The organism is Pedobacter riviphilus (assembly GCF_014692875.1).
Taxonomy (GTDB): domain Bacteria; phylum Bacteroidota; class Bacteroidia; order Sphingobacteriales; family Sphingobacteriaceae; genus Pedobacter; species Pedobacter riviphilus.
In genome coordinates this window covers 3,313,909-3,334,374 of sequence record NZ_CP061171.1, presented here as the reverse complement: position 1 = coordinate 3,334,374, position 20,466 = coordinate 3,313,909, and the positions used below count along the sequence as shown (strand labels likewise).

Below are 20,466 nucleotides of genomic sequence, written 5' to 3'. Positions count from 1 at the left end.
AATTTATTGTAGAAAAATCAATATGGTTGATAGTAGGATTTAACTTTATGTACCTTCTCGTTGAATCGTCATTGCGAGAAGGCTTTTTCAGCCGACGAAGCAATCTTTATAGCAAGAATCGCTAGCATGAAAGATTGCTTCGTCGTTCCTCCTCGCAATGACGACCGAGCTAGTGGATTCTAACAACAAAAACCTTCTTCTGTGTTTCTGCGTTTCCGTGGCAAATTTTAAACAAAAAAGCCGTCCCGATTTTACATCGAAACGGCTATATATCATGCTTATTGGTGTTTAAAATCTAACCTTCCAGTTCCATAATTTCAGCAGCTAAACTTTCCCATTTACCTTGGTTATTGTCTAACTCCTGTTTTGTCGCTAAATAACGTTTGTTGGCTTCCGCCAGTTTATCGGCATTGGCATAAACATGCTCATCTGCCAATTCTGCTTCAATATTTTTAACGTTCTGCTCTAGCTCTGTAATCAGCTTTTCTGTTTTTTGCAGTTCATCGTTGAGCTTTTTTAACTGGCTAGCCGTATTGGGCGTAACTGCTTTTGGCTGTTCTTTTTGTTTTTCTGGCATTTTAACCGGAATAGGTTTAGACACAGGAATTATCCTTTTGCTGTTCCATTCTTCATATTCGGCATAGGTGCCAGGGTATTCTTTAATTTTTCCGCCTTCGATAAACCAGATTTTGTTGGCCACATTATCTAAGAAATACCTATCGTGAGATACGGCAATAAAAGTGCCTTCAAATTGCTGCAATGCTTGAATCAGGATGTTTACCGATTGGATATCCAAGTGGTTGGTAGGCTCATCCAGGATCAAGAAATTCGAGTCTGTTGTTAAAGATTTAGCCAGGGCCACACGCGATTTTTCTCCTCCCGAAAGCACTTTGATCTTTTTGAAAACATCATCGCCGGTAAAAAGGAAACAACCTAAAATACTCCTCAATTCCGTGTCGCTATGTTTTGGTGCAAATGCCTGTAATTCTTCTAAAATTGAATTTTCTAAATGCAGTGATTCCAATTGGTGCTGCGCAAAGAAAGTGGTGGTAACATTATGCCCCGTTTCGCAGAAACCTTCAAATTTTTCGGCTCCGGCAATCATTCTCAATAAAGTAGATTTACCCTTGCCGTTTGCCCCGATCAAGGCAATTTTATCGCCTTTTTCGATCACTCCCTCGGCATCATCCAAAATATGTACATTTGGATAACTCTTATTGGCGTGTTCTATACGTACCACGTGCCTGCCTGATGGTTTAGAGAATTTGAAAGCAAAATTTACGGTTGGGTTATCATCATCAACATCATCAATCCGTTCCATCTTATCTAAAGCTTTCATCCGCGATTGGGCCATTTTAGCCTTGCTCGCCTTCGCTTTAAAACGCTCAATTAAACGCTCTTCCTGCTTTATTTTAGCCTGTTGGTTTTTAAATTCACCTTTTTGGATTTCGCCACGTAAAGCTTTTTCTTCAACATAGAAGCTATAGTTACCCGCATATACGGTTAACTTACCTTTACGCGATTCGACCGTACGATTTACAATCTTATCTAAGAAATACCTATCGTGAGATACAATTACAATGGCACCTTCAAAACTCATTAAATAGTTTTCTAACCACTTAATGGAAGGTAAGTCCATGTGGTTGGTAGGCTCATCCAGTAATAAGATATCAGGCGTTTGCAATAAAATCTTAGCCAGCATTACACGCATCCGCCAACCTCCCGAGAAAGTATTTAACGGGCGCAGTTGGTCTGCAGTACTGAAACCCAAACCAGCTAAAATTTCGTTTGCCCTATATTCGATGTTATATCCATCTAAAGCTTCAAACTCTTGCTGTTTATCACTTAATTTGAATAAAACCTCTTCGCTATAATCTGTTTCGATTTTTTTTAGCAGTTCTTCAATCTCATCGTGCAATTGGTTTTGGCGCTCGAAAGCCTCCATGGCCACATGCAAAATGCTATGGTGTGAATCGTAAGAAAGTAAATCCTGGTTTAGGTAGCCAATTTTCAAGTCTTTAGACATGGAAACAGTACCCGAACTAGGTGCATATTCGCCTACAATTATTTTTAAAAGTGTTGATTTTCCTGTTCCGTTTGCGCCAATTAAACCTGCTCTGTCGCCAGGTTTTATGTGCCAGTTCGCGTCGTCGTATAAGGCCCTTGAGCCAATCAGGAAAGTTAAATTATTTATTGAAATCATTTCGGCTGCAAAAGTACGAAATTTAAAGGCTTTTTTCAGGTCGAAAATCAAATAGGATAAGCCAGTGGTTTTGCTTTAACTTTTTGGAAAAGCAATACAGCAACCTTTTAATCCTCAATGTTTGTCCTTTATCAATGGAGCTATTTATTTTCTCCTGTTTCTTCCAGTTTACCTTCTTTGTTCCTTTTCAGTTTCACGATTGGTTTTTCCTGTGTACCCGTTATACTCAACGGGATGCCAAATAAACCAAAAGGAGGGAGGCCTAAGCGGCCGCTTAAGTTTAACCTACCATCAAAGCTCACCTGACCTTCGAAACGTGGCCTGAAACCCGCTACTTTCATTTTGGTTTGTTCGATGGTAATGATATTGTTTTTAATGGTCGATTTTATTTGAACATCAGATAAATCCGGATTGGTTAAACTGTCTCTTTTTGTGGCTTTACTCACAGCATTCATCATTTTAAAGCCCATTAAGCTTACTTTTTTCAAGCTCAATACGCCTCCTCCTTTTAGTGATGGATATACCGGAAACATTTCAGCATTCAGTTTGCCTGAGAGTTGATAATCTAAGCCAACAACACCTTTTACTTTTGATGCCGAGCTGGCCATTTCTCTAAATAGTTTAATTTCTTTGTAAGCCCTGGCAATATCAAATTCTTTAGCGGTGAGATGGAAATCGAATAGGCCAGTTTTGGTACTCGTGCTCTTATAGTTCGCATCCATACCCACCTGTGCGCCTGCGATATCGAAACCGGTTTGTTGTAAGGTTAATGCCCCATTGTTGATGCGCATGGTGCCTTTCGCGTTTTTAATAAGGAGACCATTATATTTTACTTCGGCAGCATTGGCCGAAAAAATAACGTTCAGGTTATCGGGAATTAAGATTACACCATTTGAAGGGGCCGAAGCTGCGGTGCCACCATCTGCATAAACCATAAATTCGTCAGCCAAAATTTGCTTACTGCTGAGCTTAAAATTCCCTCCAGTTTAGCTTTATCATTTAAAACATAATTAATTACATTGTTCAGGCTTCCATTCAGTTTAAAATCAGACTGGCCATAGGTGGCGTTAAATTCATCAAAATTCATCTTATCCTGACGGAAAGAAAATACACCGTTTTTGATTAAAAAGCTTTTGGGGAATAAATCAGACTGGATATTAAGGTCTTTAATCCTGATGGTGCCATTATTTTGCAATTTGTTATATCTGCGAGCCAATGCATCGCTTTGTGAGCCTTTAAATAAAACATCTGCTAAAATAACTCCATTAACCTGATAGCCTTTTACTGCAAACAGTTTATACATTTTACCAATATCTATTGTGCCTTTTGATGAAACACTGTAAGCAATATTTTCGAAATTATGCACATCGGCCTTCATCATAAAGGGCTGCCCCGCCATTTGGAATGAAATGGGTTTAATGTTCAGTTTAGTGTTTTTTAAAGTTCCGTCACTGTTAATCAGGTCGGCATCGATTTTAATCTGCTCTAAAGGTTGATCGAAATTTGGCGTTTTAATCCTGCCGTTATTTAGCTTAATGCTGGCGGTGGTAACCGGGAAAAGTTTCTTTATTTTATTGTAGGGGCCTTTACTTTGCAGGTCGATATCCATAATGCCGCTTAACTCGTAACCTTTAACCGGATAAATGTTTTTGATATCGGCAAAGTTAATCAGCGATTTCAACTGGATATCTACCGGCATATGCGCTGCCGTTTGAATTTTAGCAAAGCCCCTGATGTAGTTGTTCAATGCCCGGATATCGATATTTTCGATAGCCAGTCTAGTGCTTTTATAATCGCCATCGGTATTAGAACCGGTAATGTTAAAGTTAATTTTATCAATAGCAGCGGGGAGGACAGGGTACTTAAAATAACCATCCGTCAGACTGGCTTTTAACGAAAATTTAGGTACAGTGGCAATAACCGTATCTACCTGCCTAATGCCCGAGTGTTGTACCTTTTTGGTGTATTTACCATCGGCTTTGAGGTTAATGTTTAAGCGGCCTTTCAGTTTCAGGTTGTCCATATTTACCACTTTGGCCCATTTGGCTAAATCGATATTGGAACGGGTATCGGTGTAAATTTCGGGTGCGGATAAACCTTTTATTTTGGTAACCGAGGCTACATAGTCTTTTCCGATGTTAAAGTAAAGGCTGTCCATATTAATTAATAGACTATCCGTATTCAAGCCCGGAAGTTTTGTTTTTAAGTTTAAAAACAGGTTGCTGATCGGCTCTGGAGCGTTTGGATTAGAAATTGATCCATCTCTTACTTTCATGTTAAACGAGAGTGTAGGCATACTATGCGTGGCAGCAATGTATTTTCCAATTAAAGAAGCATCAATCTCTGCATAACCTTTTACCTTTGTTTTTTCCAGTTTATCAGCAATTTCTGAGGGTAGTGCAGTAAAAATGTTCTGTAGATCTGTCTCTTTTGCCTTGGTTCTGAAATCAATATCATAACCATCCTTTAAAAATGAAAAATGCCCTACAAAATGGATTGGAAGTGAATTGATCATTAAATTGTTCTCATCGAAAATTAAATTAAGTGAGTTGGTATTTACTTTTGTGATCAGATTGGCATTTATTTTTTTCTTGATTAAATAGGGTGTGTTGGCATAATAAACATCCATTTCATGGATAGAAAGATTGCTTTTTAAGTCAAATATCGCGTTGCTGAGGTCGCCTTTTCCGGTATAATTAAGCCCCTTGGTCCTGATGAGCATAGGAATTGAATGGTCGCTATAAGTAAGGTTGCTATTGTTGATGAAAATTCCTTCAATCTTTATGGCAGTATTACTTTCGCTTGTATTTTGCGTATTTTCCTTTTTGCTTTCGTAAACATTATAATTTGCATGACCTTTTTCATCGCTAAGGATATTAATGCGGGCATCGTCTAAGTAGAACTGATCAATTTTAACCTGTTTAGAGAATAACGAGAGCAGGTTTATGCCCAGCGCTAGTTTTTTGGTGTAAATAAGCGTATCCTGTTGAAAAGGAGCTGAGCCTTTCAGTAAAAACTCGTTTAAATTTAAAGTTAGTGAAGGGAAATGATTGAAAAAGGAAATATTGGTGCTTTCAAACTTTACCTCGCCTTTTATGTTTTTATTAATAACCTGTGTAATTTCTTTGGTAATGGTCTGCGGAATTACATATGGAATAACAATTAGGAGGGCTATTAAGGAAATGATCGTAATCGCGAATATTGTTAAGAATTTTTTCAAGATTTTAATTTAAGTGCAGAATTGGGCACAAAGATAGTCTTTAGATGAATTAGGAATAAAAATTTAACATTTTTGTATTATAAAATATATTTATACCTTTGTTCTGTAATAAAAATAGTTACAGTATGAATAGCAGTCATTTTTCCATCTCGCTTCACATTCTTACACTCCTCGACCAGGTGAAAGGGCAGCTATTGAATTCTGAATACATTGCCGGAAGTATTAACTGTAATCCTGTTTTGGTGAGGAAAGAATTGGCTAACCTGCATAAACATGGTTTTGTACAGAGTAAGGAAGGAAAGGGTGGGGGCTCTACATTGGCGAAAAATCCTGCCGATATTAATCTGGGCGACGTGTATAGGGCGGTTAAACAAAAAAGCCTGTTGGGCGAAAGTAGAAATGAGCCTAATCCTGATTGTCCGGTGGGAAAACAGATCACTCAACACCTGACAGATTTATATGATGAAGCTGAAACTGCGTTGGTTAAAAATCTTTCTTCTAAAACATTAAAAGATTTTAGTGCAGGTTTTAAATAAAAAAATTTGGGTATAACTGTAATAAAAAATATTACAATTTAAATTAGATTATAAATTTTAAAAATTAAATAACATGAAAGTAGCATTAATTGGAGCCTCTGGATTTGTAGGCAAAGCCATTTTAAACGAATTAGTAAGTCGTGGAAATGAAGTGATCGCCATTGCACGCGATACCGCTAAAATTGAAAGTAACGATGATCTTGTGACTAAAATTGCAGTTGATGTTTTAGACACTGAAAAATTAGCAGCGGTTATAAAAGGTGCCGATGGGGTGGTAAGTGCTTTTAACGCCGGTTGGACCAATCCAAATTTATATAACGATACAGTAGCGGGAGCAAAAGCCATTCAGGCTGCAGTAAAAGCATCGGGCGTTAAGCGTTATGTTTTTATTGGAGGAGCAGGTACTTTGCAGATAGATGGTCACCAAATTGTAGATGGGCCGAACTTCCCTGCCGAGTACAAACCAGGTGCAACAGCAGTAAGAGATTATTTTAATACATTGAAACAGGAGAAGGAATTAGATTGGTTGTTTTTTAGCCCGGCAATTGAGATGCACCAAGGCATTACCACTGGCCGTACCGGAAAATATCGTTTGGGTAAAACAAGCCCGGTTTTTAATGAAGAAGGCCGTTCTATTTTATCAGTAGAAGATTTGGCAATTGTTATTGCCGATGAGCTGGAAAATAATGCACATCACCAGGAGCAGTTTACAGCGGCATACTAAAAATTGGTTCACTAGTCATTAGCTCATTGGCGAATGTACAGGTTGCCTGGGGCTGATGGCTAGTTGGTTTATCGTTATGAAGCTATCGGCTATGCACTATCTCTTGACTAATGAACCTATGGTTGCTGAACTAATGGACTAAATCCTTTTTCCATATTTACCTATAAGTTCTTATCTTCGTGGCATGTATCGCATTATTAAACCAATATTCTTCAAATTTGATCCTGAGAACGTACATTATTTTGTAGTAAAGCGGTTAAAGTGGTTTAATGATAAATTTCCGCTGGGTAAAACCATTATCCGTAGCAGCTTTGATGTACATATTAAAGGTTTGGAACGTGAGGTTTTTGGCGTAAAATTCAGAAACCCTGTTGGGTTGGCCGCCGGATTTGATAAAAACGGTGAATATGTAGAGCCACTTAGTAATTTAGGCTTCGGCTTTATCGAAGTGGGTACGGTAACGCCAATGCCACAGCCGGGAAATGATAAACCCCGGATGTTCCGCTTACCTAATGACGAAGCCTTAATCAACCGGATGGGCTTTAACAATAAGGGGGTGGATGTAATGGCCGAGCGTTTGCGCTTGTTAAAAGATAAACATCCAGATATTGTAGTGGGTGGAAATATCGGTAAAAACAAGACTACGCCGAATGAAGATGCAGTACGCGACTATATTAAATGTTTCGACCGTCTTTTTGATGTAGTAGATTATTTTGTGGTGAATGTAAGTTCGCCCAATACCCCGGGCTTACGCGAGCTGCAGGAAAAAGAACCTCTGAAAAAAATTCTGAATACCTTACAGCAGCGCAATCTTAAAAATAATATTTCACGGCCGATTTTATTGAAAATTGCGCCCGATTTAACTGATGCACAATTAGATGATATCATTGAAATTGTGGCAGAAACAAAAATTGCAGGTATTATTGCCACCAATACGACCATCAGCAGGGAAAACCTGGCTGCAGAGCAGAATTTAAAAGCGGAAACCGGAGGCCTAAGCGGAAAACCTGTTAAAGAACGCTCAACCGAGGTGATCCGTTATCTTTCAGAAAAATCAAATAAAGCTTTCCCGATTATTGGGGTAGGAGGTATTCATTCGGCTAAAGATGCACGAGAGAAACTGGATGCTGGCGCCAGTCTGGTTCAGTTGTATACTGGTTTTATTTACGAGGGACCTGGATTGATTAAAAGTATCTGTAAAGAGTTAGTTTAAGTGTAATCTAGGCTTTAAACTGATTAGTTTGAAAGCATTGTAACCAGATCATTTTTAATTTTCAGGTTTTGGAAATGAATGTCAGTATTTCATGGGTTGTGATAGTCCCGCTATCGCTTCAAAGCCTTGGCTCGTTCCTCGCCTGCGGGTTTTACGCTACTATCGGGTTTGTAATGAAAGGTTTGTGCTGGTAATATTTCTCCTTAACTTAACTACATTCGCTACGGGCTAAATAACTACTTCTGCCTGCTTACCATTTCATTAATCCATATGGGTGCAAATGGGGAAGTACAGCCTTTAGAAACGGGATAATCGCGGTAAATGCCAAGTTTTTCTCCAATGGCGAGGGCTCTTTCTCTATAATCAGGATGATTAATCCCAATCTGGGCCAATGCGGTATTCATAGTCCACTGGATTTCTGGTGCTACTTTAGGCATTTCTTTTTCAATCCGATCAAGAATTCTCGGAATATCTATTCCCTCAGGTTCTCTGGTTATACGTCCGCTGGTTAAGCTCCAGCCTGCACGGGCCAGCATCACGTTTTCTGAATTCATCCACTTTTCGCGGAATTGTTCTTTATCAGGGTATTCTTTAACGATGTAATTGTAAAACCAATCTGCAGCCCAGGTAAAATTTTCTGAATATACCATCTGCTCGATTTCTGCTGCCGATAGTGCTTTTGGTTTAAGGATTAGGATAGCCAACAGCCGGGCATCAATATTTTCGGTTTCCCAAAGTTTGAGTGCAAGTTCATGATCGGTTTTGATCTTTTTGGCTATTGCTCTAATGTTACCCATTTTAACGCCAAAAATGTTTTCTCTTGCGCCATTTTTAATGTGCATGGCGCGGACTTTCTCTTCGCCGAGCGATTCTAGTTTTGATAGGGTTTCTGTAAGATTCATAGTTTTGCCTTTCCCTGTTTTCAAATTTAAAGATTATCCGCATTTTTTTGGACATAAAAAAAGCATCCTTTGATCAGAAGGATGCTTTAAATCTTTAAGAAGAATTTCTAAAAACTATTTTGTCAAAGTAGCTAAAACAGCATTGTTTTTAGCTAATTGATCATTTTTAGGTTGTGCAGAGCGGCTTCCTAACTCGATGTTAGTTGCTCTCTTTAAAAATGCTACCTCTTGGTGAGCTGTATTTTTATTTCTTCTGTCTTTTCTTTTTAATCTGGTAACTGCCATGGTAATAACCTTTTAATTATTTTATTTGTACAAATGGAGGTCGAGAGCGGATTCGAACCGCTGTAGAAGGTTTTGCAGACCTCTGCCTAGCCACTCGGCCACTCGACCCTTAAATTCAAGGCTGCAAAAATAGCAATTATTAGTTAGCCCGCAAATAATATCTCAATTTAATTTCGAACTCGCACTAACTCAGCACAAAAGATTGCTGCGCTTACGGCCACGTTTAACGATTCGGCTTCCCCAATTCTCGGAATGGTTACCGGTTTATTTATTTTTTTGATTACTTCTGCCGATATTCCTTTTCCTTCATTCCCTAAAATCACTAATCCTTCAGCTCCCCATTGCGTTTTGTAAATCGATTCGCCATCTAACAACGCCCCAAATACAGGTATGGTATTTTTTTCTAATAATGCTGGTAAATCTGTTTCATAAATATTTACCCGTGCTAAAGAGCCCATTGTGGCCTGTACTGTTTTTGGATTGAATACTTCTACACAGTCGGCTGAGCAAATGATGTTTTTAAAACCAAACCAATCTGCCGTTCTAATGATGGTACCCATATTGCCAGGATCCTGAACACCATCTAAAACCAAAGTGAACTGATTTTTTAGCTCTTTTAAAGCTAATTCTTTATTTTTTGGGATATGAATGAGCGCTAAAAAGCCTTGTGGTGTTTGTAGCGTACTAATCTTGTCTAATTCAGCGTTCTTTACTTCAAATAAGTTTATATTTGCAGGCAATTTGGGTAACAAATTGTATTGTTCGCTGTTGTAAAATATAGTATGGATCTGGTAACTTGATTGGAAAAATTCTTTTATGGATTTTATACCTTCAACAATAAATAAACCATGTTCTTTACGGTATTTTTTTTGATGTAACGATTTTATAAAACTAATCTGTGATTTTGAAAGCATACCAAAACTCAATAAATATTAAACTGAAAAGCACTGCAATATTACTATTTATTATTGTTTTAATTCAGGCCTGCTCATCAACCAAGTACATTCCCGACTATCAATCGATAGTGAAGAAGGTAACTATTGACAGTATAGATGCTAAATTTGAAGAACAGGCTTATAATTATGTTCAGAAAGATATCAGGCCGGCATCGAAATTGAGTATCAATGTGCCTCTGTACAATTTGTTCAATACCAAAGATGGTAGGTATAAAACCAGTGATATTAAGCCATTTGGTACGCCACCGGCTATTTTAGATAGCACATTGGTCGAAATTTCCAGAACACAGATACAGAAGTTTTTAAAAAGTAAGGGTTACCGCCAGGCTGAAGTAACTTCTGCCATAAAGATTGCAGATAAAAAGGCCGAAATTGTATTTAGTGCAAAACCTGGGCCTGCTTATTATATCGATAAACTTTCAGATTCGATACCAAATCGAAATATTAAAAACCTTTACGAATCGAATAAGGCTAAAATAACCCATTTACACAAAGGAATGCAGTACGATGAAGACTCTTTAACGTATGAAAGGGAGCAGATTTACCGCATTATGAAAGAAAACGGATATTTTTATTTCTTAAGGCCATATGTAAATTTCGACGTTTATGGTGCAGAACCTACTTCTAAAACCAATAAAATTGATCTGAACCTAAATGTAACCGACCCAAACGAAAGCGAGCATAAGCAGTTTAATATTGGGTATACCCACATGATTATTGCACCTAACCCTGATGGTTTTCCTGATTCGGTGCGTTATAAACTGAGTAAAGACACGGTTAATGGCGTCATATTCACCGATTTTTCCAAACGTTACCGCAGAAACCCGATTCTAAGGTATGATTTTCTGAAACAGGGCGAACTTTATGATATCCGGAATGAAAACCTTACTTACGATCGATTGTATGAACTCAATATTTTTAAAAATGTAAAGATCGATTACTTTAGAAGAGACAGTACTTCCAATAAAGTAAATGCTGTAATCCAGCTTATTCCACAAAAGGTAATGACTAACCGCGTGGAAGGAGAGGTACCGTTTAATGGAGGTACAGTAGGGTTTACCATCGGAAATACCTATACCAACAACAATATTTTCAGAGGAGCAGAGCGATTTGAACTTCAGGTGAAAGGTGGTTTGCAATCAAGAATAGGCAACGGGGCTAAACCTTTTAGTGATATTTATCAGCGCGATTTTTCGATCAGTGCAAGCATTACGGTGCCCAGGTTGATGATTCCCTTCTACAATCCGGTTTTGGGCGGTAATGGAATGCCGCATACTACTTTTTCAAGCAGTTATATTTATGCTTTGCAGAAAGATGTATCCGTAAGAAGGATTTTTATCAATTCCATTACTTACGATTGGTTTGAAACCAAATCTAAGCTACACTCTTTTACCCCATTGAATTTCGAATACCGTTTTGGCAATTTAGACCCTAATGTTGATGCTCAAACCGTATTGAATAACCTTTATTACTCAACATTGTTGGGGCGTAAAGATTTAACCCTTGGGATGAAATATACCTATACCTTAAATGCAAATAAGCTAAATGAATACCGGTCTTTTGTTTATTTAAGGGCGGGAATGGATATTGCGGGTAATATGTTGCAGGGCATATCTAAACTAACGGGTGCCAAAAAAGATACTGTGAACAATGCTGCAAAGATATTGGGTTTACCTTTTAACCAATATATGCGCCCCGAGGTTGACATAAGATGGTACAAACACTTAGGTGGAGAGCGACAGTTTGTAGCACGTTTAAACGCAGGTGTAGCCTATGCCTATGGAAATTCGGTGTTAACAGGTATACCTTTCGAGAAACAGTTTTTTGCTGGCGGATCGAGCGGCGTAAGAGCCTGGCAGGCCAGAACCATTGGCCCCGGAAATTACGATAGAGGTGTTTTAAGGAGTGATACCCTGAGGAAAGCATTTTTCGGGCTCGATCAACTTGGAACCATGCGCATCGAAACCAACTTTGAATACCGTTTTACCGTGGCCAAGAAATTTTTTGGTGCAACATTAAAAGGTGCAGCCTTTATTGATGCGGGTAATGTATGGAATCTCCGTAAAGGCGAATCAATTCTCGTTGGAACCCCGACACTTGATGAGCAAACCGTGTTTAAGTTAAACAGATTTGTACAACAGCTGGCTATTGGTACAGGTGTAGGCCTTAGATATGATGTACAATACTTTGTATTTCGGTTCGATGTTGGTCTGAAACTCAAAGATCCTCAGTTTACAGGTTCGGATCAATGGGTTATCGGTAAGTTTTTATCTGGGGCGAGAGATTTTAAAAATAGTTATAACGCCACACATGGGCCCGATACCTATCGTTTCCTACAATATAACTTTGGCATAGGCATGCCGTTTTAATTAAGCAAAAAGACTTAAAGTTTTAGGTTTTGTACCGGGATCTTTAAAATGGAATTCTTTAAAGGGCTGCCATCTTTTATCCATATGTTTGTAAACAGAAAAAGATGAAACCTGAAATTCCCGCTTAAATTTCCGGTCTTTAAATTCAGCAGAAATCTGTTTGAAAACGGGCGGTTTTACATCTCGGAACGCCAAAGTTAAATGTGGATTGAATTTTTCTTTTTTTTCTATCAATTTTAAAGCTTGTAATGCTTTGGTTATCTGTTTTTCTAGGCTCATTAACCCATCGTTTTGTTCAACATCGAGATAAAAGGTATGCTCCGGAAATGAACTGAAATTTCTGAGCACCTGGGTAAAGGGCTGACTGAAAGATGCATCTGTTAAAGCTTTAAAAAATCTTTTTTCTGCATTGTAAGCTGATAGTTTTACCGGTGGATATAAGGTGATGTGTGCCGGCCGTTTTAATGATTCATGCACATTAAACTTCTCCGATATGTATGTTCTAATTTCATCGATATCTTCTACAATAGAAATAGGTGGGACTAGGCACACTAAAAATAGATTTTCCACAGATCAAATTTACTAAAAATATTAGTAAAAAAAAGTAATAATGAATCTTTAAAAAACGATTTGTTATTTTCACACTCGTTGGAAACGAGCGTGAGCGTAAAATATCAGGATCCCACTTCGATCGGGCTTAAGAACCTAATGCGGTGCTGCTATTGCTGGTAAAATAAACCCACCGCCCCCCGGAATTCGTGTGCCCAGGAGCCTATTTTCATTTGAGCTTAGACGAACCTACGTTAGCTAAACCCGACCGACAGCGTTACCCCGGTTTAAGCGTAATTTAGCTTATTGAACATTTATCGGGGTTAAGCAAAGGGCGGGACGGGTAGAACCGAAGCACCACAGGAATTGCTTTTCTAAAAAGAATAAAAAAAAATTATTGCATGAGATTGCTTCGGCTCGCGCTTGTCCAGCCTCGCATACTATAGCTATCGGATGACGATTCGTGATGAAAAATTAATTCAAAAACGTCAGACGAGGTTCTTTAATCCATCAAATATACTTTCGAAAAAGGTAGATAGGTTTAAGCCATTGCTGTGGTTAAAATATACAAATACCAGAAATACAATTACCACAAATATGATCAGTTTGCGGAAGGCAAAAGCAATAATAACCAGTATGATCGGAATGATGAAAAGCCATAAACTATTTATGGCATACGGGCTTAAATCGGTATCTTTTTTGTACACATACACGAGTTTGCTGTGCGTACCGGAGTCGTTTTGATGTTTAATATAAACGAAGGTAGATTTATCGATCGGTAAAGGCAGCACGGCTATGCCATCATTAAACTTTAGTACCTGTGTAAAACCACTTACACTGAAGGTATACGTTCCATTTATATTTTCGTTAGGATTGTTTAGCGAATCGGCTGCAATAATGGCCAGTTTATTATTTTTAAGCAAATTCTCTTTTACCAGAAAATTATTGATTGCTGCGGTTTGTGCAGTGCTGAAAAGCCCGATTAAACACAGCGAAAGTAAGAGTAAGATTCGTTTCATTCGATAGAACGTTTATTGTAAATTAAATAACCGATATGCAATAATACACCATTTCTTTTAACAGCATCATTATATAAATTATAACTTAGGCTAACCGGTCCCAAAGGGGAGTGATAAACCAGGCCAGCGGTACCAGCATAGCGTAATTTTGTAATGGGCTTTGCATAATTTATATCCTGAAAATTATTCAGCTCAAATTCTTTATGGGGTAAAAATAAATAACCTTCTAATCTAAAGTCAAGATTTTTTTTGACATTATAAATGTTTTTTATTCCACCTGCGGCATAGGTGGTTGCCCTAAACTTATCCAGAAATAGCGAACGGCTATCTTGCAGGGGGTAAAAAGCCGGAGCAGTTAAAAGTGTTGCGTAATAGTTGCTAAATAAGGGCTGGTTCGAAATTACACCTTCCACAATATAACCCAAAGTATATTTTTTAAGATGTAAAAAATAGTTTTCCTGGGTGAGCTTAATGCTGCCCCATTGGTGTAGCCGGCTACTACCCGGAATTTTCACAAAACCTGGGGTGTTGCGGAAAATATTACCCGGATTGTAATTTTCGCGACCAGTAGTGTAATTAAAACTTAACGAAAAGCTTTGACCATTGGTGGCATATTGTTTTCTGTTCAGTGAGTTTTTTTCGAAGTTTAACGAGCCCCTGAAACCGTTGAATATGGTTTGGTCTAATAAATCGCCTACGGCAAAGGTATTGTTTGGGCTATAGCGGTCGTTATTATTTATAAATGTAGAATGAAGAACAATTTTGGTATTGTAATTTAAAGGCATTCCCATCATGAGATCAATCTTCCGGTCTGATTGTTCGATGTAAATAGGGCGCGGGTTTTCGATAAATATCTGGCTGGTATTATAGAAATTCCAGTGATTATAGGTTAATTCGGCGGCAAGAAACAAGGGGAGCCTGGTTGGGTAATCTACCCGTCCATTTACCTGTACCGATTCGTAAAAACGACCAGAGTAAAAACTCGTTCCAAAAGTATAAGATTTTTGGTTGAGGTAATTGTACTGGGCACCCAAAAACACATTACTGATCGGTCTTGTAGAGATATTGCCACCTAATTCGAGTTTAAAGCTCTTTTTTGGCTGTGCCACTACCTCAAAAGTATAACTGTCTGTTGCAGCTTGATAAGAAATTTTAGGATACACCGTTTCGAAGGTTTGATCGGCTACCAGCTTATAATACCCACGTTTGATATCTTGCAGGTTAAAAGTAGTTTTATCGCTCTTGAAAAGCCTTTCTACATATTTTTTCTGCTGACTGTTTACACCTGTTACGATAATGTTACTGAACTTTAGATCTGGTTTTTTCGCATTAAATTTTTCTCTTCTTTCTGCCAATTCTTTATCGCTCACTCTTTTACTGATTAAAGCTTTAATTCTTGGCATATCGGCCATTGTTGCATCATATCCTTTTTTGATCAGCTCTTCTACAGGTGCAAAATTAGTTACACTATAGGTAGCTAAATCGGGTTGGATGTATACGCCGTTTTTACCGATCATGGTAGAATCTGATTTAGATAGAAACATATATACCAAAAAGCGGTTCATTAAACGATCATCGATGTTTTTAGGGTACTCGTTATAAGTTTTAGAAGAAACATTGGCGCCTATTACATAATCGGGCTTAAAATCTCTTTCCATTACATCGGCAGGGAAATTATTATAGAGTCCACCGTCAAAAACATATTTTCCATCTAATTTAATCGGTCTGTAGATAATAGGCACCGTCATGGTTGCCCTTACAGCTTCTGCCAAACTTCCTTTGCTTACCGTTATGCTTTTTTGCGAAAGTACATCTGCAACCATACAGCGATAGGGAACAAAAAGATTATCGAAATTGTCTTTAGAAACGGCAGAAGCCTGCGAAAAAAGCTCAAGGAAAGCAAAGTTTAAGGGAATATCATTAATGAGGTTAGAGCGGAAACTAAAATGAAAACCTGTATCAATGGCCACTTTTGCAGTAAGCATAGAGGCATTGGCTGCATTTTTCTGGAAATAATAGGTATAGTCGCTGGTGTATCGCCCGTTTACCCAATTTTGGAAGTCGTTGCTCAATGCAATTTTTTCTATTTCCGCAGGGCTATAACCTGCAGCATACATGGCACCAACAATGCCGCCCATCGATGTGCCGGTAATATAATCGATAGGAATGTGGTTTTCTTCCAAAGCCTTTAATGTGCCTATGTGGGCCAATCCTTTCGCACCGCCACCACTAAATACAAGACCTACCTTTTGCGCCTGCAATTGGTTACAGCACAGAACGAAGAGGATCAGCAAAAATCTTTTAAAAGTTACCACCCTTAAAAATAGGGGTTTTCTTTTAAAATTAATTCAATATGAAAATGTTGTAGGTTAAAAATGATGCAAAAGTTACCCAAAGGATATAGGGGATAAATATTAAACCTGCCCATTTGTTTATTTTATAGAATATGGATGCATTGATGATAATGATAACCAACAATAAAATAATTTCGGCCAGGGCAAAACCTATCTCGTGCAGGTAAAAGAAAATAAACGACCAGCCTAAATTTAAAATTAACTGGATAAGGTAAATGGCCACTGTTCGCGGGAAATGAACAATTTTATCGCGTCTGATCCACACTAAATAAGCCGCAATACCAATAAGTATATAAAGTGTAGTCCAAACAGGTGCAAAAAGCCAGTTTGGTGGATTAAAGGATGGTTTATTTAATGTTGGATACCAGGTTTTAACCGATTGTGCCGTTGCCCATCCGCCTAAAGCACCAACACCCAGTGTGATGGCTATATTAATGATAAAAGCCAGAGGTTTAAATTTCATTGCGCTAAATTTGAGTTTAAACAACGGCAAATCTTAAATGTTTTTATTATCTGCCAATAGCTGGTACTACCGGTAGGCTTTCAGTGTCGTCATTCCCGATGCTTTGTACCGCAAATAAATAATTGTCTTTACTATAGGGTAATCTTAATTCGGTGGCAGATGTGAAAAATTTCTTTTCCCAAACTGCACTGCTGGTTTCGCGCATCAAAACATAATAGCCCTTTACCGAACCATTAGTAGGTGCTTTCCAGTATAAAAAAGTAGCGTTGCTCAGGTTTTTTACATCAACCTTTACCTCGGTAGGACTTGATGGGGCTTTGGCCAGATTGGCCAAAACAGCAATATTTACACCTGTATTTTTACGTAAATATTCGAAATCCATAAATTCCTGAAGATCGCCATACCTAACACCTTTCTCTGTTCTAAGGTCTTGGTGCTGGTGATCGAAGTTTTCGTTCATTTCGGTTATGCGCACCGCAGTAAAGCCATTTTCTACGAATGGGGTATGGTCTCCACCACGGAGAAACCTGTCGTTTCTGTAAATTAGTTTAACTTCTAGCTGATCTACATAACGCTCGCCTATTTCTTTAACATATCGGGCCAGCTGGCGGCTTTTGCCATCGTTCTCCAAACCAAATTGACGGATGCTCTTCGCATTTTTATCCAGATCGAAGCTGGGTAAACCCTCGCTAAATACACGTAGCCTGGTATTATCTATGATCTGTGTTTCGCTGCTGTTGTTGCTGCCTATCATATCATTGTTTAACATGGCATCTACATTCCAGTTTTCTTTTTTTGCTTTTGCCGCCATAAAACCAGAGCCCAATAAAGATTGCTCTTCACCACTCACAGCTACAAAAATTATGGTTGCAGAGAATTTATATTGACTCATAATCCGTGCAGCCTCTATTACACCGGCAACACCACTGCCATCATCATTGGCACCTGGTGCATCACTGGTTCTGTTCATTACATCAGTAACACGGCTATCGAGGTGCCCGCTTACCACATAAACACGTTTGTCGTTTGTATCAGTGCCTTTAAGCATGGCTACAGCATTGCCTAAAAGCGTAGGTTGATCTACTCTTTTGCCATCAGGTTTAAATGTAATGGTATCCAGGTATGCCGTAAGCCTGCCATCGCTTTGCTTTGCAAATTGATTAAACTTATTCAGTACCCAATTTCTGGCTGCTCCAATTCCTTTTGTTTTACTTTTAATATCGCTAAGTGTATTTCTTGTTCCAAAAGAAATCATTTTACTGATATACGATTTTAGCGAATCCTGGTTCACCGCTTTAACCATTTTATCGATATCCTGATTTCGGTTAACCACAACTTGAGCTTGTAGAGATAAACTTAAAAGAACAAAAAGGAGAAGGGTGTAGATTTTTTTCATTAGTCGGTTTTTTCGGAAAATGATGATTTTATTAAAACGAATATATTGAATGATTCCTGGAATACGGATAGCTAAAACCCGATCCCTTGTAACATTTTGGGCATAAAAAAAGCCCTCTGAAACTAATCAAAGGGCCTAGACTTAATTTTAATATTACCTTGCCACAGTTGATGCAAGTTCTTGAGTTCGGTTCCAGTTGCCAAAAGCTTTTTTCGCAGAAGCTTTAGCCGTATTTAATTCAACATCTCCTGCAATGGTTAAAAATGTTTTGTCAGGAGAAATCTGGCTATAAAAGTTTTTAACATCGTCCAAGGTTAATGCATTGATAGAATTTTCATTTACCGTTTGGTCATAATCGTAATCCTGCAATTTTATACTGGCAATTAACTTCGCTTTTGCTGTATTAAAAGTTTTTTGATCGAAGCTTGCATTTTGAATTACAGAAGCCATTGTTGACAGGTCTTTTTCAAGATCAGCATTTAATGTAGCCAACTTACCGCTGTTATCTTTAAAGCTAATATTTGAATTTTTATTTAAGTTTTCGTTTAAAACCGCATTCAACAACTCCACAATGCCATCTTTTTTGCCCTCAAAGGCCTTAGTATCTAATGTAAAGCTAGTATATGCCTTTGGTGAACGGTCATTTTCAGAAATAATGATATTCATGCCGTTCTTAAGTTTAAAGCTAACAGGCTCCTTAAAATTTTGAGCTTTTGCATGGTAAATCGATAAAATACTTAGTGTAGCAAGTGCAATTGTTTTAATTTTGTTCATTTTATTTTTTTTAATTTTTTACGATTGTGATTTTTGTTTAATCCTTTAAAATCTACTTATTTATGGTTATTTCGACTATATCTAGTCTTTAAGAAGGTGAAAAACCTAGACGAATAGGGAATACGCTCGTTGAAAAATGGGGAATAATTTTTGCAAATATAATATTTATTCATTTTGTTCATTATTTATTTACGAAAAATTTTTCTATAGTTATGCTTGATTTTATTTGCAATGATATCTGATTATGAGTTGTTTAATCGTTTGGTGACCGTGTAATCGTCAGGTGTATAATAAGTCGCCTTTAAAGATTGATCCAACATTGAAATTGACTAATGAACACGAAAGTGCAAGCAAAGCTTATCGAAATTTAGCCTTCCGGAGAATATGAAAAACTAAAACGTATTGCGCAAAATGCTTTCAGCCATTTCTGTAATAACTAAGCACTTAGCTAAATCTGCATCTGCAATCTATTGAGGAAGGTGGCTTAAGTACAGATTAATATGGGTATCGGGTAGAATTGATTGTCAAGACATGCAAAATGGTTAAAGAAGAAGCGCAGGCATTTTTTAGAACAATAACCTGCACTTCTTCCTTGTTTTACTATTGATGGGCAAATTTTTAGGGGGTATACAGATGATCTGATGCTGATTTTAAGCTGATATCTTCAATAAAATCTTTTATTTCTCTTATTGTTTCTTCTGGTTCGCTAATGTGCGGAAAGTGACCTGTGGCTTTCATGACAACCAAAAAATTCTCGGGTGTATTTTTATGGATAAATTCGCCGGCTGATAAGGGAGCCATAATATCGTTCGAACTTTGCAGGGTAAGGCTTGGCACTTCGAGGTTTTTTAATTTGTCTCTATAATCGGCCTTAAAGGTAGCCATTGCAAAGGCCAGGGCCACGCTTGGGTCGGTAGCCTCAAAACATTCCTGTAAAAAATCAGCTAATTCGGGTTTTAAAGGGCTATTCATCACCACTGGTGCCAATTGTTTGCTCCAGGACACATAATCATCTGCTATATGCTCAAATATGGTTTCAATGTCTCCTATATTAAATCCACCGATATAATCATGATCATTTAAATATCTTGGCGAAGGACCAATAAAAACTAGTTTTTTAAATACTTCTGGCATCTGTAATGCGGCAATCATGCCAATCATACTGCTTACGGAGTGGCCAACAAATATAATATTGTTCAAATCAAGCGCTTCTATAATATCGATTATATCGCAGGCATATCCTTCCAGTGTAGCATATTTTCGCTGGTCGTATTGGCTTAGGTCTGAATCGCCCGAGCCGACATAATCAAATAGTATCACCTTATAATCTTTAAGAAAAGCGTCAGTAATAAATTTCCAAGAACTTTGCGCACAGCCGAAGCCATGGGCAAATACGATTACCTGACTACCTTCGCCAAGGATTTTTACGTTATTTCTGAGGAGTATAGGGTGCAAAATGTTTGGTTTTAATTTTATATCAAATTAAGTAATGTTATTTATTTT

17 protein-coding genes and 1 tRNA gene are annotated in these 20,466 nt (G+C 37.9%); 4 read left to right on the top strand and 14 right to left on the bottom strand.

Annotated elements, in window-relative coordinates:
• Nucleotides 1–295: 295 nt before the first annotated feature.
• The 3 genes from H9N25_RS13550 to H9N25_RS13540 form a co-directional block, all read right to left on the bottom strand.
• Nucleotides 296–2,203 carry an ABC-F family ATP-binding cassette domain-containing protein gene (locus tag H9N25_RS13550; RefSeq protein ID WP_190326242.1) on the bottom strand — a complete coding sequence of 636 codons (1,908 nt, stop codon included), beginning with the start codon at nucleotides 2,201–2,203 and terminating at the stop codon, nucleotides 296–298.
• A 140-nt stretch (nucleotides 2,204–2,343) separates the two neighbouring features.
• Nucleotides 2,344–3,153: an AsmA-like C-terminal region-containing protein gene (locus H9N25_RS13545; protein ID WP_190326241.1), complete on the bottom strand. Its 810-nt coding sequence runs from the start codon at nucleotides 3,151–3,153 to the stop codon at nucleotides 2,344–2,346.
• Nucleotides 3,087–5,423, bottom strand: a complete 2,337-nt coding sequence (locus tag H9N25_RS13540) for an AsmA family protein (RefSeq protein ID WP_190326240.1) — start codon at nucleotides 5,421–5,423, stop codon at nucleotides 3,087–3,089. Before H9N25_RS13540 ends, H9N25_RS13545 begins: the two co-directional genes overlap by 67 nt.
• Before the next feature lie 125 nt (nucleotides 5,424–5,548).
• Between H9N25_RS13540 and H9N25_RS13535 the strand changes: the two genes are divergently transcribed.
• The 3 genes from H9N25_RS13535 to H9N25_RS13525 all read left to right on the top strand — a co-directional run bounded on the left by H9N25_RS13535 (nucleotide 5,549) and on the right by H9N25_RS13525 (nucleotide 7,896).
• Complete coding sequence (locus H9N25_RS13535; protein ID WP_167295279.1) at nucleotides 5,549–5,959, top strand: Rrf2 family transcriptional regulator; 411 nt, start codon at nucleotides 5,549–5,551, stop codon at nucleotides 5,957–5,959.
• A 73-nt stretch (nucleotides 5,960–6,032) separates the two neighbouring features.
• Nucleotides 6,033–6,683 carry an NAD(P)-dependent oxidoreductase gene (locus H9N25_RS13530; protein ID WP_190326239.1) on the top strand — a complete coding sequence of 217 codons (651 nt, stop codon included), beginning with the start codon at nucleotides 6,033–6,035 and terminating at the stop codon, nucleotides 6,681–6,683.
• Nucleotides 6,684–6,867: 184 nt separating this feature from the next.
• On the top strand, nucleotides 6,868–7,896 hold the full coding sequence (locus H9N25_RS13525) for a quinone-dependent dihydroorotate dehydrogenase (protein WP_190326238.1): 1,029 nt from the start codon (nucleotides 6,868–6,870) through the stop codon (nucleotides 7,894–7,896).
• A 236-nt stretch (nucleotides 7,897–8,132) separates the two neighbouring features.
• On the opposite strand, the gene H9N25_RS13520 is transcribed toward H9N25_RS13525, so the two are convergent.
• From H9N25_RS13520 to H9N25_RS13505, 4 genes are all read right to left on the bottom strand, one after another.
• Nucleotides 8,133–8,798, bottom strand: coding sequence for a DNA alkylation repair protein (locus H9N25_RS13520; protein WP_190326237.1), 666 nt, complete (start codon nucleotides 8,796–8,798; stop codon nucleotides 8,133–8,135).
• Nucleotides 8,799–8,912: 114 nt separating this feature from the next.
• A complete protein-coding gene (locus tag H9N25_RS13515) occupies nucleotides 8,913–9,083 on the bottom strand; it encodes a spore protein (protein WP_167295275.1) in 171 nt (56 codons plus the stop codon).
• A 34-nt stretch (nucleotides 9,084–9,117) separates the two neighbouring features.
• Nucleotides 9,118–9,191 (bottom strand) — tRNA-Cys (locus H9N25_RS13510).
• 59 nt (nucleotides 9,192–9,250) lie between these two features.
• On the bottom strand, nucleotides 9,251–9,997 hold the full coding sequence (locus H9N25_RS13505) for a TrmH family RNA methyltransferase (protein WP_167295274.1): 747 nt from the start codon (nucleotides 9,995–9,997) through the stop codon (nucleotides 9,251–9,253).
• Between H9N25_RS13505 and tamL the strand changes: the two genes are divergently transcribed.
• A complete protein-coding gene (gene tamL / locus H9N25_RS13500) occupies nucleotides 9,988–12,408 on the top strand; it encodes a translocation and assembly module lipoprotein TamL (protein ID WP_190326236.1) in 2,421 nt (806 codons plus the stop codon). The genes H9N25_RS13505 and tamL overlap by 10 nt on opposite strands.
• Here tamL and H9N25_RS13495 read toward each other — a convergent pair whose 3' ends face one another.
• The 7 genes from H9N25_RS13495 to H9N25_RS13465 form a co-directional block, all read right to left on the bottom strand.
• Nucleotides 12,409–12,978: a 2'-5' RNA ligase family protein gene (locus H9N25_RS13495; RefSeq protein ID WP_190326235.1), complete on the bottom strand. Its 570-nt coding sequence runs from the start codon at nucleotides 12,976–12,978 to the stop codon at nucleotides 12,409–12,411.
• A 467-nt stretch (nucleotides 12,979–13,445) separates the two neighbouring features.
• Nucleotides 13,446–13,976, bottom strand: coding sequence for a hypothetical protein (locus H9N25_RS13490; RefSeq protein WP_167295271.1), 531 nt, complete (start codon nucleotides 13,974–13,976; stop codon nucleotides 13,446–13,448).
• Nucleotides 13,973–16,270, bottom strand: a complete 2,298-nt coding sequence (locus H9N25_RS13485) for a patatin-like phospholipase family protein (protein ID WP_223833382.1) — start codon at nucleotides 16,268–16,270, stop codon at nucleotides 13,973–13,975. Before H9N25_RS13485 ends, H9N25_RS13490 begins: the two co-directional genes overlap by 4 nt.
• Before the next feature lie 49 nt (nucleotides 16,271–16,319).
• On the bottom strand, nucleotides 16,320–16,793 hold the full coding sequence (locus H9N25_RS13480; RefSeq protein ID WP_190326234.1) for a TspO/MBR family protein: 474 nt from the start codon (nucleotides 16,791–16,793) through the stop codon (nucleotides 16,320–16,322).
• A 46-nt stretch (nucleotides 16,794–16,839) separates the two neighbouring features.
• Nucleotides 16,840–18,189: a M28 family metallopeptidase gene (locus tag H9N25_RS13475; protein ID WP_190326233.1), complete on the bottom strand. Its 1,350-nt coding sequence runs from the start codon at nucleotides 18,187–18,189 to the stop codon at nucleotides 16,840–16,842.
• Nucleotides 18,190–18,342: 153 nt separating this feature from the next.
• Complete coding sequence (locus H9N25_RS13470; protein WP_167295268.1) at nucleotides 18,343–18,963, bottom strand: insulinase family protein; 621 nt, start codon at nucleotides 18,961–18,963, stop codon at nucleotides 18,343–18,345.
• Between the two features lie 618 nt (nucleotides 18,964–19,581).
• Entirely contained in the window at nucleotides 19,582–20,418 is an 837-nt protein-coding gene (locus H9N25_RS13465; RefSeq protein WP_169502420.1) for an alpha/beta fold hydrolase, read from the bottom strand.
• Between the last annotated feature and the right edge of the window lie 48 nt (nucleotides 20,419–20,466).